The sequence below is a fragment of the Streptomyces sp. NPDC028711 genome (assembly GCF_055565415.1).
The window spans coordinates 158,337-171,013 of the sequence record NZ_JBVHUJ010000014.1 but is presented as its reverse complement, the minus strand read 5'-3'; the positions used below and the strand labels follow the sequence as shown (position 1 = coordinate 171,013).

Below are 12,677 nucleotides of genomic sequence, written 5' to 3'. Positions count from 1 at the left end.
AAGGGCGGAACGGGTGGGCACAACCGGACCACGGCGCTGAGCCATCCCCGGACCCGGCCCGCCAGGTGGGCGCCCACGTCGGAAGCCGCGCCTCCGGGGCGCCGTACGCAGGGCAGTCCGGGCCGCGACTCCAGCGGCGCCAGGCCGCGCGGCTCGGCTCCCGGGCGCTGTCAGTGGGGGGTGCCAGACTCGTACCCATGAGCGAGAGGTGGGCGCTGGCGGCCGAGGCCGAGGGGGACGGGGCGCTGCTCGTCCCCCTCGGCCCGGACGGGCTGCCCGCGGCCGAGGTGCGGCGCGAACCGGACCTGGTCGAGGCCGTGCGGGCGCGGCCCGAGGTGACCCGCTGGGTGTGGCGGTCGACGCCCGAGGTGTATCCCCGGCTGCTCGCCGCCGGAGTGCGGGTCGAGCGGTGTTACGACATGGAGGACGCGGAGCAGCTGCTCCTGGGCCACGAGGGCCGGCTCGGCGAACCGCGTTCGGCGGCGGCGGCCCTGGCGCGCCTGCGGAACGGCCCGGTGCCGCCCGATCCGCCGCAGCGCGTTGCCGAGCCCGGTTCGCAGGATTCGCTCTTCGAGCCGAGGCCGGTGGTCTCCGTCCCCTTCGACGGTCTCCTCGCGGTCTACGCCGAGCAGCTGCGCCGCCACGACCGGGCGGAGCACCCGGGCAGGATGCGGCTGCTCACGGCCGCCGAGTCGGCGGGGATGCTGGTGGCGGCCGAGATGCACCGGTCGGGGCTGCCGTGGCGGGCGGACGTGCACCGGGACCTGCTGCACGAGCTGCTCGGCGAGCGGTACGCGGGCGGTGGCGAGCCGCGCCGTCTCGCGGAGCTGGCAGACGAGGTGTCCGCGGCCTTCGGCCGCCGGGTCCGGCCGGACCTGCCCGCCGACGTGGTGAAGGCCTTCGCGCAGGCCGGTGTCCGGCTGAGATCCACGCGCCGCTGGGAGCTCGAGGAGCTGGACCATCCGGCGGTGAAGCCGCTGATCGCGTACAAGAAGCTGTACCGGATCTGGACGGCGCACGGCTGGTCGTGGCTCCAGGACTGGGTGCGGGACGGGCGTTTCCGGCCGGAGTACCTGCCTGGGGGCACGGTCAGCGGGCGCTGGACGACCAACGGCGGCGGGGCCCTGCAGATCCCGAAGGTGATCCGGCAAGCGGTGGTCGCGGATCCGGGCTGGCGCCTGGTGGTGGCCGACGCCGACCAGATGGAGCCGCGGGTGCTGGCCGCGATCTCCCGGGACCCCGGCCTGATGGAGGTGGCGGGGCACCCCGACGACCTCTACACCCGCCTCTCGGACCGGGCCTTCTCCGGCGACCGCGACCACGCCAAGATCGCGCTCCTCGGCGCGATCTACGGGCAGACGAGCGGTGACGGCCTGAAGAACCTGGCGGCGCTGCGACGCCGCTTCCCGCGCGCGGTGGCGTATGTCGACGACGCGGCGAAGGCGGGCGAGGAGGGCCGGCTCGTGCGGACCTGGCTGGGGAGAACCAGCCCCCGGGCGGTCGGCGCGGGCGAGGACGAGGAGGCGGGCCTGCCGCAGGAGGGCGGTGAACCGGCGGCGGAGGAGGGCGAGTTCGTCCCCGGGTACGCCTCGGGGAACGCGCGGGCGCGGGGCCGGTTCACCCGTAACTTCGTGGTGCAGGGCAGCGCGGCCGACTGGGCGCTGCTGATGCTGGCGGCGCTGCGGCGGTCCCTTGCGGGGATGCGGGCGGAGCTGGTGTTCTTCCAGCACGACGAGGTGATCGTGCACTGCCCGGCGGAGGAGACGGAGGCGGTCACGGAGGCGATCCGGGGCGCCGGGGACGAGGCGGGGCGGATCGCGTTCGGGGAGACACCGGTGCGGTTCCCGTTCACGACGGCCACGGTCGAGCGGTACGCGGACGCGAAGTAGGGGCGCCGCGCGCCGGACATGGCGGCGGGCGGTACGGGTGGTGGGCGCCCGCCCCCCCCGTACCGCCGCGTCTCCCCCGTCGATCGACTACTCGCCTACTTCAGCGGCAGCTTCTGCCACTTGGGGCTCAGCGCGAGCGTCTTCAGCTGCTCCATCGTCAGCGCGGGCTCGGCGCGCGTGGCGGCCTCGTGCTGGGCGCCGGTGTTGAAGGCGGAGACGACGACCCGGAAGCCGTCCGGCGTGATGGTGTCCGCGGTCCACCAGACGACACCCGCGCCGCCCTTCTCACCGGGCTGCTGGGTGAGCTTGACCAGGCGGCCGTCGGGCAGCGTGGTGACGTCCCCGCTGCCGAAGAGCTCGCCCCTCACGTCGGACATGTCCGGCTGGACGTTGACCCCGACGAAGCTCTTCCCCTTGCCGTCGTCGACGACGGCGAAGGCGTGGCCGTCGCCCGCTCCCTTGTCGACGACGGTGAGGCCCTGGGGGAGGAGGGAGCGCAGGGCTGCCTGCATGGCGGCTCCGCTGGGCTGGGCGGGCGGCTGCGGGACGTCGGCGCCGCCGGGCCTCTTCGTCTTCGGCTCGACGGGGAGCTGCTTCAGGTACGGGCGCCAGGCGTCGGTGGTGACCAGGGCCTTCAGCTGGGCGGGGCTGAAGGGCGGGTTCTCGCGGCTGATCGCGGCGCCCTTCTCGGCGGCGGCGTTGTACTCGCTCGCGTCGACGAGGAAGCCGTCCTTGGTGAGCAGGACCGCCCGCCACAGCTTGGTCTCCTCACGCTTGTCGGGGTACTCGTACCCCTGGAGGACCATGAGCCGTGCCCCGTTCGGCAGGCGCTCGCTCACGCAGCCGTCGTGGGGGACGAGGGCCTTCGAGGGGCAGGTCACCTGGTCGGCGCCCGCCTCGCCGGTGCCGGAGGCACGGTAGAGACCGACGGTGACGCCCGCCTTGCCCTTGCCGTCGTCGTAGACGCCCCGGACGGACTGGCCCTTGCCGTCGAGGTCGTCGATCTCCCAGGTTCCCGCGGGGGTGTGGGCCTTGAGGACGGCGGCGAGGTCCTTGACCGGGATCTGGGCCTGGGGGGGCTTCTTCGTCGTGGACGCGGGCTGCTCCGTGGCGGAGGTCGGCTTGGGGGTCTTGGGGCCGGCGGCCACGGAGACCTGGTCGGGCCCGGCGGCGGGCGAGAGCAGCGAGCCGCCGTACGCCCCGCCGATGCCGACGGCGGCGAGCGCGAGGACGCCGCCGGTCACCGCGAGGCGGCGGCGGACCAAGCGGCGCCGGCCGCGCTGGAGCCCGCCGGCGACCAGCTCGCGCCGGTCGTCGACGGCGAAACCGTCGCCGGCGCGGCGCAGGACCGCGCCGAGCTCCTCCTCGAATCCCTCGTGCTGGGGGTCTGCGTTCTGGGGCATGTCGAATTCACCGTCTCCGGTCGTGGTGGATGGCAGAAGGGCTGCCGACAGGCGTGGGAACTGTCAGCGGGCGTGGGAGGCACCGGCAGGCGGGGAACCGCCGGCGGGCGTGGGGTCTGTCAGCAAGCAGGGGAGCGGTCGGCAGGCGCGGGAAACCATCAGCACGCGGATGCCGTCAGCGGGTGGCGAACTCCGTGAGGCTCCCGCCGAGCCGCTGCCGCAGCTTCCCGAGCGCCCGCACGGAGCGGGTGCGTACCGCCGCGGAGCTGACGTGCAGGGCGTCGGCGGTCTCCTCGATGCTGCGGTCCTCCCAGTACCGCAGCACCACGACCGCCCGGTCCTTGGGTGCGAGTCCGGCCAGCGCGTCGAGCAGTGCGATCCGGAGCGCCGGGTCCTCGCCGGTGTCGGGGGCGCGGTCGGGCAGTTCGCCGAGCGGGCGCTCGGTGGCGGAGCGGCGGCGCCGGTGGCTGAGGAACGTGCGGACGAGCACGGTCTGGGCGTACGCGGCGGGGTTGCCGATCCGTGCCATGCGGCCCCACAGGGCGTACATGCGGCCGAGCGTCTCCTGGGTGAGGTCTTCGGCGAGATGGGTGTCCCCGCTGGTCAGCAGGCATGCCGAGCGGAACAGATGGCCCGTGCGTGCGGAGGCGAACTCCTGGAACTCGTCCGCGCGGGACTTTCTCATGCCCCTCCTTTCCCTCGCGGTCACGGGGTGTGGTCGCCGTACACCTCATTGACGCGGTGGGGGGAGGCAAATGTTTCAGCGCCTGTTCAATAATTTTTCGAGGAGCCCCGCCCGACGCATCCAAAGAAGTGGAATCGGGTAATCCCCTTGTATGAACACTCTCAGCGCAGCCCAGACCATGGCCGCGGGGGTCTGGCAGTCAGGCCTCGGGCAGTTCCTCGCCGGGCTCGTCGTCGTCTTCGTCCTGATCGCGGCCGTGTGGCTCGGGTTCCGGGTCCGTGACCGCGAGTCGCGTCCGCCCAAGCCGGACGAACAGCCGCACCGGCCGGAGACCGAGCGGCCGCCCGGTGAGGTGTCCGAGTACCGCAGGCCCGCCGAGATGCCGCAGACGGACGGCGAACACCGGCTCATGCCGTACCAGCTCAAGAACGCGGGTACGTCGGGTACGGAGACGTCACCCGACCCGCCGTCCGAGGAGAAGCGCAAGTGGGGCGGGATCTCCAGCGGAGGCTTCGGAAGCGGAGGCACGGGCCACGGCGACTGACCGAGGCACCTGCCGGGCGGAGACCGGCCGAGACACCTGCCTGACGGAGGTCGTATCCCGTGGCTGACGAACACGGCTCCACCGGCCCCGACGCCGTCTTCGAGCGCCGTCGCCCGCTGCTGCGGGCGATGGCGCACCGCCTGCTGGGCACGTTCCCCGAGGCGGACGAGGCGGTGGAGGACGCGAGGAGTGCCTGGCACCGGCCGGACGATCCGACGACCGCCGTGGCGAGGGAATGCCTGACCCGGCTCCGGGCCCGGGAGGCGCACCGCGCCCGCTCCTGGGACCCATGGGCCGCCGCACAGGAACCACAGAAACCACAGGACGCACAGGACGCACAGGACCCACGGGTCGCACAGGACGCGGAGAGATCCACGGCAGAGCGCCCGCGCCCCCGGGCACCCCTCGACCGGCTGACCCCCGGCCTGACGCCCCCGGAGCGGCTGGCGTTCGTCCTGCACGACGAGTTCGAGGTCCCCTACGAGCAGATCGCCCCCGCCCTGGGCCACACCCCGGTGGCGGCCCGCCGGCTCGCCGCCCGGGCCCGGCACCGGCTGCAGGCGGCCGAGGAGATGCCCGAGCGGGATCCGGAGCGACAGCGTGAGGTCACTCCCCCAGGACCCGCCCCGCACGCGAGGCCACATGGGCGGGCGGCGTGAGGTCCGGAGGAAGCACGGGGTCGGTGACCGGCTCGCCGAAGGTGGTCACCACGGGCAGCACGCCTGCCCAGAGACCGAGCGCCGCGTCCTCGGAGTCGCCGTCGTCGGGCGGGCCGCTCCGCGTCTTCACCGAGGCCTCGGTGAGATCGAGCGCGAGGACGGCGGTCGCGGCCAGTTCCTTGCGGCTGGGCTGCCGCACGTACTCCCACTGCCCCGGGGAGCTCTGCTCGGTGAGCGCCCGAAGACCGCGCAGCTTCTCCTCGGGGTCGGTCACGAGCCGGGGTATGCCGTAGACCATCGCGCAGCGGTAGTTGACCCCGTGCTCGAAGACGGAGCGGGCGAGGACGAGCCCGTCGACATGGGTGACCGTGACGCAGACGGTGGTGTCGGGCGCCTGGACCAGGCTGCGGCTGGCGACGGAGCCGTGGAGGTAGAGCGCGTCGCCGTCCACGCCGTACGCGGTGGGCACGACCATCGTCGTACCGTCGACGGGAACGCCCAGGTGACAGAGAAAACCAGCCGCGAGCACGGCGTCCAGATCGGCCCGCCGGTGGCTCCCCTTCTCCCGCATCCGCCGCAGCCGGGTCCGCCCGGTGACGACAAGCTCCCCCTCACCCGTCGGCCCGCCGGTGGCTTCTGTGGTGCTGCTCATGCTGCCCTCTCGTTCCGCGAACCGGTTGCAGGTGGAGTTGTACGGCGTTCCACCCCACCCCCGCCACCACCGCCCACCTGTCGGAACGACGGCGCACACCAAGGGAGTCGGCCCCCGCCGCTCCCCCGCCCACGGCGTTCCGACCACACGAACCACACCCGTCCGGGCATGAAAAAACCCCAGGTCACGGCGAGTGAGTCCTGGGGTAATTCCGAGCCGCCTTCGGGATTCGAACCCGAGACCTACGCATTACGAGTGCGTTGCTCTGGCCAACTGAGCTAAGGCGGCTTGCCGTGCAGACCCATGTTGGGTGCAGCAGCGCCGCCAAGTCTACACAGTTTCCGGGGGTGCTCCGACCACCCCCGGATCATGGCTATGAGCAGCGCTTTCCGTCTTGCGGAGGCGTGCCTTCCAGGAGGTAGGTGTTGATCGCCGTGTCGATGCAGTCGCTGCCCCGGCCGTACGCCGTGTGGCCGTCGCCCTCGTAGGTCAGGAGGGTGCCGGAGGAGAGCTGGCCGGCGAGGGACTGGGCCCACTTGTACGGTGTGGCCGGGTCGCGGGTGGTGCCGACGACCAGGATCGGGGCGGCGCCCTCGGCGGTGATGCGGTGGGGGCGGCCGGTGGGCTCGGCCGGCCAGGAGGTGCAGTTGAGGGCCGCCCAGGCGAGGCCCCTGCCGAAGACCGGGGACGCCTTCTCGAAGGACGGGACCGCCTTCTGGACGTCGGCGGGGCCCGTGTAGGCGGGCGGCAGGTCCAGGCAGTTCACGGCGGCGTTGGCGGACATGAGGTTGGCGTACGTGCCGTCCGCCTCGCGCTCGTAGTAGCTGTCGGCCAGCGCGAGGAGGCCCGAGCCCTCGCCGCCGATCGCCCGGGTCAGGGCCTCGCGCAGCTGGGGCCAGGCGCCCTCGTCGTACATCGCCGCGATCACGCCGGTGGTGGCGAGCGACTCGCCTAGCGGACGGCTCTCGCCGGTGGGAACGGGCTCGGCGTCCACGTCGCGGAAGAACTTCTTCAGCGCCTCGCCGGCCGCCTCGACCGAGCCGGTGCCCAGGGGGCAGTCCGGCTGGCGGACGCAGTCGGCGGCGAAGGCCCGGAAGGAGGTCTCGAAGCCGGCGGTCTGGTCGCGGTTCAGGTCGATCGCCGGCAGCGAGGGGTCCATCGCCCCGTCGAGGACGAGGCGGCCGACCCGGTCCGGGAAGAGTTCCGCGTAGGTGGCGCCGAGGAACGTGCCGTACGACGCCCCCACGTAACTGAGCTTCGCGTCGCCGAGCACCGCCCGCAGGACGTCCATGTCACGGGCCGTCTCGACGGTGGAGACGTGCGGCAGGATCTTCCCCGAGCGCTTCTCACAGCCCGCCGCGAACTCCTTGAAGGCGGCGCTCAGCGCGGTGACCTCCGAGGTGTCGTCGGGGGTCTGGTCGACCTGCGTGTACGTGTCCATCCGCGGGCCCGTCAGACACTCGACGGGCTCGCTGCGGGCGACTCCGCGCGGGTCCACGGCCACCATGTCGTAGCGGGCGCGGACCGGTGCGGGGTAGCCGATGCCCGCGTACCCCTGGAGGTAGCCGACGGCGGAGCCGCCGGGGCCGCCCGGGTTGACGAGGAGCGAACCGAGCCGCTTGCCGGGACCGGTCGCCCGGACGCGGGAGACGGCCAGCTTGATCTCGTCCCCGTCCGGCTTCGCGTAGTCGAGCGGGGCGCGCAGGGTGGCGCACTGGAAGCCCGCGACTCCGCAGTCACGCCACGTCAGTTTCTGGTCGTAGAACTTCCTCAGCGCCTCGGCGTCCGGTGAGGCCGACGGGGCGGAACGGGCCGCCGTGGTGCGGGACGCCGCCGCGTCGCCTCCCCCCGTGCAGCCGGAGAGGATCAGTCCGGCGGCCGCGAGGGCCGTGGCGGACGTACGGAGCAAGCGCCTGGAGTCCATCCCCGGAGCGTATCGGGACCGGCACACATCGTGTCCAATCGTGCCGTCTCCCCCCTGTCGCCGGTCAGCCCCGCAGCGCCAGGGTCATGGCCTCCACCGCGAGCAGCGGTGCCACGTTCCGTTCGAGGGCCTCGCGGCAGGCCAGGATCGCCTCGATACGGCGGAGGGTCCGCTCCGGGGTGGTGGCGCGGGCGATCCGCTCGAGCGCGTCCCGCACGTCCGTGTTGGCGATGTCCGAGCGCGAGCGCAGCTGGAGGGCGAGGACATCGCGGTAGAAGCCGGTCAGGTCGCTGAGCGCGAGGTCCAGGCTGTCGATCTGCGTCCGCTTCTTCCGCCGCTTCTGGTCCGCCTCCAGGTCCTTCATCACCCCGGCCGTGCCGCGCGGCAGCCGCCCGCCGGGGCCCACGCCGAGAGCCGCCTTCAGCTCCTCCGTCTCCTTGGTATCGGCCTCCTCCGCCACCTGGTTCGCGTCATCCGTCGCCGTGTCGATCAGCTCCTGGGCCGCTTTCAGACAGCCGCCGACGTCGTCGATCCGCAGCGGCACCTTGAGGACGGCGGCTCTGCGCGCACGGGCCCGCTCGTCGGTGGCGAGCCGCCGGGCCCGGTCGATGTGCCCCTGGGTGGCCCGGGCGGCGGCGTACGCCGTCTCCGGTTCGATGCCGTCGCGCCGTACGAGCACGTCGGCGACCGCGTCCACCGGGGGCGTACGGAGGTTCAGGTGGCGGCAGCGGGAGCGGATCGTGGGCAGCACGTCCTCGATCGAGGACGCGCAGAGCAGCCAGACGGTGCGGGGGGCGGGCTCCTCCACGGCCTTCAGGACCGCGTTGGCCGACTTCTCGTTCAACCGCTCGGCGTCGGCCACGAGGATGACCTGCCAGCGGCCGTTCGCCGGCGCGGTGTAGGACTTGCGGACGGTGTCGCGCATGTCCTCGACCCGGACCACGGCGCCGACGGCGGTGACGGTGGTGATGTCGGCGTGGGTGCCGACCAGTGCCGTGTGGCAGCCGGTGCAGAACCCGCAGCCCGGCGCGCCGCCGAGCGCCCGGTCGGGGCTCACGCACTGCAGCGCGGCGGCGAACGCCCGCGCCGCGGTCTTCACCCCGGATCCCGGCGGACCGGTGAAGAGCCAGGCGTGGGTCATCTGCGAGGCCTCGGGCTCGGGCTCTCCTGCCGCATGGGCCGTGACGAACGCGTCGGCGTCCCGCGCGGCGGCGGCGAGCTGCTCCTCGACGCGCGTCTGTCCGACCAGGTCGTCCCATACGGCCATGTCTGCCCCTCCTCAGGTACGCCCTCCATTGTGGGGCAGTCCTCTGACAAGCCCCGCCGGACGGCGGAGGGGCACGCCCCGGGAGCGCCTGGCCGCCCCCGGCGGGGGTCAGCGGCGGCCCCGCGGGCCCTCGTGGTCGTGCGGTCCGAACAGCTCGTCCGCCAGCGTCGGCAGGTCGTCGAGCGGGGTCTCCTCGGCCCAGTCGGAGCGGTGGCGCGGCCGGCCGTTCTCGTCGAGCTGGGGCAGCTCACGGGTCCGGTCGTTGGCGCCGTGCCGATCCTCCCGCGCGTCCCGGAAGATGCCCTGCGGCACCCGGTCGGCGGGGTCGGACGCCGGGGTGTCCCGTACGGGAGGAAGGACGGCGGTCTCCTCGGTGTCCCGTACGGGGGGCAGGACGGCGGTCTCGTCGGCGCCGCGCGTCTCACGGACCTGGGGCAGGACGGCCGTCTCGGCCTCCGGCTCCGGAACCTTCACGATCGGCGTGGCCACGGTGACCTCGTCGGGCGAGACGGTGGGCGCGTCGTCGGCACGGAGGTCGGTACGCGGGTCGGCACGCGGGTCCGTACGCGAGCCCTTGCGCGGATCCGGCTTCGAGAGATCCGGCTTCGACAGGTCCGGCTTCGAGAGATCCGGCTTCACGATCGGGGTAGCGACCGTGACCTCGTTCGCGGACTCCTCGGCCGCACGCGCGGCGCGAGCGGCCTGCTCAGCGGCCTTCTCGGCAGCCGCCTTCTCGGCCGCCACCCGCTCGGCCGCGGCCCGCTCGACGGCGGCCTTCTCCGCCACCGCCCGCTCGGCAGCCGCCTTCTCCTCGGCGGCCACCTTCGCCGCAGCGGCCTGCTCCACCGCCTTCTTCTCGGCCGCGGCCCGCTCCCGGGCCGCCTTCGCCGCCTCGGCCCGCTGCGCAGCGGCCTGCTCGGCGGCGGCCCGTTCGGCCGCCGCGCGCTCCGCCGCGGCCTTGGCGGCTGCCTCGGCCGCGACCTTCTCCGCTGCGGCCTTCGCCGCTGCTTCCTCCGCCGCCTTCGCGGCCGCGGCGGCCTCGGCCGTCCGGCGGGCCTCCTCGGCCCGGAGCAGGGCCTCCTCCGCCTTGCGCTGCTTCTCCAGGCGGCGTTCCTCCGCCTCGGCCCGCAGCCGGGCCTCCTCCTCGGCCTCCTTGCGGAGTCGTTCCTGCTCCTCCTGGCGGGCCTTCTCCTCGGCGGCGAGCCTCCTGCGCTCCTCCTCGGCGGCGGCCTCGGCGGCGAGCCTGGCCTCCTCGGCCTTCCGCCGGGCCTCCTCCGCCTGCCGTTCGGCCTCGAGGCGGCGCGCCTCCTCCTCCTCGCGCCGCTTGCGCTCCTCCTCCTCGGCGCGGAGCTTGGCGAGCTGCTCCTGGCGCTCGCGCTCCAGACGCTCCTCCTCCGCCTTGCGGGCCGCTTCCTCCTCCGCCCGGCGGCGCGCCTCCTCCTCGGCCTTGCGGCGGGCCTCCTCGACGGCCTTCACCTCGGCCTCGGAGAGCGGCAGCATCCGGTCGAGCCGGTGGCGTACGACGGTGGTGACGGCCTCGGGCTCCTGGCCGGCGTCGACGACGAGGTAGCGGCTGGGGTCGGCGGCGGCGAGGGCGAGGAATCCGGCCCGTACGCGCGCGTGGAACTCGGGCGGCTCGGACTCCAGGCGGTCGGGTGCCTCGGTGAAGCGTTCCCGCGCGGTCTCCGGGGAGACGTCGAGGACGACGGTCAGGTGCGGTACGAGTCCGTCGGTGGCCCAGCGCGAGATGCGGGAGATCTCGGTCGGGGACAGGTCACGGCCGGCGCCCTGGTAGGCCACCGACGAGTCGATGTACCGGTCGGAGAGGACGATGGCGCCCCGCTCCAGGGCGGGCCGGACCAGGGAGTCGACGTGTTCGGCGCGGTCGGCCGCGTACAGCAGGGCCTCGGCGCGGTTCGAGAGCCCCGCCGACGACACGTCGAGGAGGATCGAGCGGAGCCGCTTGCCGATCGGGGTGGCGCCGGGTTCGCGGGTGACGACGACCTCGTGGCCCTTGGCGCGGATCCACTCGGCGAGGGCCTCGATCTGGGTGGACTTGCCGGCGCCGTCGCCGCCCTCGAGGGCGATGAAGAAGCCGGTCGCGGAGGGCGCCTGCGCCGGGTCGGAGCCGCGCAGCGCGTCGCGCAGGTCGCGGCGGAGCGGGACGCCCGCCCGGTCGTCGGTCTTCGCGAGGACGAGCGCGGCGACGGGCAGCAGCAGGGCGCCGATCAGCGCGAGCGTGAAGGCGGCGCCGCCGTGCGCGAGGACGAGGTCGCCGGAGGCGAGGCGGTGCGGGCCGATCGCGGCGGCGAGCAGCGGGGCGGCGAGCGCGCCGATGGCCATGCCGACGCGGGCGGAGGCCTGGAGGTGCTCGGTGGTCCGGTCCCTGCGGGGCTCCTCGGTCTCCTGGTCGACGAGGGTGTGGCCGGTGTTCGCGGCGACTCCGGCCGCGTATCCGGCGAGGACGGCGAGGAACAGCACGGTCGCCGTGTCCGGCACCAGGCCCATCGCGATCAGGGCGACCCCGGTGACGGCGGTCGCGAAGGCGAGCAGCCGGCGACGGGACAGCACGGGCAGGACGGAGCCCGCGGTGCGGATGCCGACGGCGGTGGCGCCGCTGAGCGCGAGGATGAGCAGGGCGTAGGTGACGGGTCCGCCGCCCAGGTCGAAGGCGTGGAGGACGGCGACGGAGGCGGCGGCGGCGATGGCCCCGGCGACGGTGGCGCAGGTCAGGACCAGCGGCTTCAGGGCCCCGGTGCGGCCCTTCTCGGCCGCGGGCCGGCGCAGGCCCTCCAGGGGCGAACGGGGCCTCGGCGTCTCCCCGCCGGGCAGCGTCATCGCGTACAGGACGGTGACGGAGGCGGCGAAGAGTCCGGCGGCGACGTACGAGCCGAGGGCGGCCTGGTGCTGCGAGAACCAGTCGAGTCCGGCGCCGAGTAGGTTGCCGACGAGGGTGGCGACGAGCAGCACGGCGGCGGCGGCCGGGACGGCGAGGAAGCCGGTGCGCTGGGAGAGCCGGCGCAGCGCGCCGAGGTGGTCGGGCAGCGGCCGTACGGCTCCGCCCTCGATCGGCGGCGCGGGCAGCAGCGCGGGGGCGGCGCCTTCGCGGCTGATCGTCCAGAGGCGCTCGGCGGCGCCGGAGACGAAGACGGTGCCGAGCAGGTACCAGAGGGCGCTGCCGGGGGTCCAGTCGATCCACAGGGGTGCGATGACGAGCAGCGCGAGCCGGACGCCGTCGGCGCCGATCATGGTCCAGCGCCGGTCGAGCGCGCCGCCGGGCCCGGTGAGCGCGGTCAGCGGTCCGAGGAGGACCGCCCCGAAGAGGACCGAGGCAAGGAGGCGCGTGCCGACGACGGCGGCCACGGCGAACGCCGCACCCCGCTCACCCCCGCCGAGCGCGCCCTCGGAGACGGCCGCCTGGAGGCCGAGGAGGACGAGGACCAGGAGAGCGAGGGCGTCGGCCGTGCTGCCGGCGAGGTGCGCGCTCCACAGCCGGCGCAGCGGCTGATGGCGCAACAGGGCGCGTACGGCACGCTCCCGGGAATCCGCGACGAGTGCGGCGTCGGAATCGCCGAGGCGGTCTGGCTGCTCTGCTCGCGTCATCCGTCCACCCTATCCGGACGGCCTCGCCCGCCGCGGCCCGCGCCCGAACAT

The 12,677-nt window shown here is 74.2% G+C and carries 9 protein-coding genes and 1 tRNA gene; 3 read left to right on the top strand and 7 right to left on the bottom strand.

Going from position 1 to position 12,677, the window contains the following annotated elements:
* Positions 1-197: 197 nt before the first annotated feature.
* Positions 198-1,889, top strand: a complete 1,692-nt coding sequence (locus tag ACZ4VK_RS33540) for a bifunctional 3'-5' exonuclease/DNA polymerase (RefSeq protein WP_468360648.1) — start codon at positions 198-200, stop codon at positions 1,887-1,889.
* A gap of 95 nt (positions 1,890-1,984) precedes the next feature.
* Here ACZ4VK_RS33540 and ACZ4VK_RS33535 read toward each other — a convergent pair whose 3' ends face one another.
* Entirely contained in the window at positions 1,985-3,292 is a 1,308-nt protein-coding gene (locus ACZ4VK_RS33535; RefSeq protein WP_468360645.1) for a hypothetical protein, read from the bottom strand.
* Between the two features lie 175 nt (positions 3,293-3,467).
* The gene (locus ACZ4VK_RS33530) at positions 3,468-3,977 is read right to left on the bottom strand and encodes a SigE family RNA polymerase sigma factor (RefSeq protein WP_468360642.1); all 510 of its coding nucleotides are present in this window, start codon (positions 3,975-3,977) and stop codon (positions 3,468-3,470) included.
* A 151-nt stretch (positions 3,978-4,128) separates the two neighbouring features.
* Between ACZ4VK_RS33530 and ACZ4VK_RS33525 the strand changes: the two genes are divergently transcribed.
* Both ACZ4VK_RS33525 and ACZ4VK_RS33520 read left to right on the top strand, forming a co-directional pair.
* Positions 4,129-4,521: a DUF6479 family protein gene (locus tag ACZ4VK_RS33525; protein ID WP_468360639.1), complete on the top strand. Its 393-nt coding sequence runs from the start codon at positions 4,129-4,131 to the stop codon at positions 4,519-4,521.
* A 59-nt stretch (positions 4,522-4,580) separates the two neighbouring features.
* Complete coding sequence (locus ACZ4VK_RS33520; protein ID WP_468360636.1) at positions 4,581-5,180, top strand: sigma factor-like helix-turn-helix DNA-binding protein; 600 nt, start codon at positions 4,581-4,583, stop codon at positions 5,178-5,180.
* Here ACZ4VK_RS33520 and ACZ4VK_RS33515 read toward each other — a convergent pair.
* From ACZ4VK_RS33515 to tmk, 5 genes are all read right to left on the bottom strand, one after another.
* Positions 5,128-5,832, bottom strand: coding sequence for a pyridoxamine 5'-phosphate oxidase family protein (locus tag ACZ4VK_RS33515; protein WP_468360633.1), 705 nt, complete (start codon positions 5,830-5,832; stop codon positions 5,128-5,130). The two genes, ACZ4VK_RS33520 and ACZ4VK_RS33515, sit on opposite strands and share 53 nt — an antisense overlap.
* 214 nt (positions 5,833-6,046) lie before the next feature.
* A tRNA-Thr gene (locus tag ACZ4VK_RS33510) sits at positions 6,047-6,120 on the bottom strand.
* 85 nt (positions 6,121-6,205) lie between these two features.
* Positions 6,206-7,756, bottom strand: coding sequence for an alpha/beta hydrolase (locus ACZ4VK_RS33505; RefSeq protein WP_468360630.1), 1,551 nt, complete (start codon positions 7,754-7,756; stop codon positions 6,206-6,208).
* Between the two features lie 64 nt (positions 7,757-7,820).
* A complete protein-coding gene (locus ACZ4VK_RS33500; protein WP_468360627.1) occupies positions 7,821-9,023 on the bottom strand; it encodes a DNA polymerase III subunit delta' in 1,203 nt (400 codons plus the stop codon).
* Positions 9,024-9,131: 108 nt separating this feature from the next.
* On the bottom strand, positions 9,132-12,626 hold the full coding sequence (gene tmk, locus ACZ4VK_RS33495) for a dTMP kinase (RefSeq protein WP_468360624.1): 3,495 nt from the start codon (positions 12,624-12,626) through the stop codon (positions 9,132-9,134).
* Positions 12,627-12,677 lie beyond the last annotated feature (51 nt).

Bases quoted from the DNA above. Each gene is read 5' to 3' on its own strand.
- ACZ4VK_RS33530 (WP_468360642.1), bottom strand. From the start codon at position 3,977: ATGAGAAAGTCCCGCGCGGACGAGTTCCAGGAGTTCGCCTCCGCACGC.
- ACZ4VK_RS33525 (WP_468360639.1), top strand. From the start codon at position 4,129: ATGAACACTCTCAGCGCAGCCCAGACCATGGCCGCGGGGGTCTGGCAG.
- ACZ4VK_RS33540 (WP_468360648.1), top strand. From the start codon at position 198: ATGAGCGAGAGGTGGGCGCTGGCGGCCGAGGCCGAGGGGGACGGGGCG.
- ACZ4VK_RS33535 (WP_468360645.1), bottom strand. From the start codon at position 3,292: ATGCCCCAGAACGCAGACCCCCAGCACGAGGGATTCGAGGAGGAGCTC.
- ACZ4VK_RS33515 (WP_468360633.1), bottom strand. From the start codon at position 5,832: ATGAGCAGCACCACAGAAGCCACCGGCGGGCCGACGGGTGAGGGGGAG.
- tmk (WP_468360624.1), bottom strand. From the start codon at position 12,626: ATGACGCGAGCAGAGCAGCCAGACCGCCTCGGCGATTCCGACGCCGCA.
- ACZ4VK_RS33500 (WP_468360627.1), bottom strand. From the start codon at position 9,023: ATGGCCGTATGGGACGACCTGGTCGGACAGACGCGCGTCGAGGAGCAG.
- ACZ4VK_RS33505 (WP_468360630.1), bottom strand. From the start codon at position 7,756: ATGGACTCCAGGCGCTTGCTCCGTACGTCCGCCACGGCCCTCGCGGCC.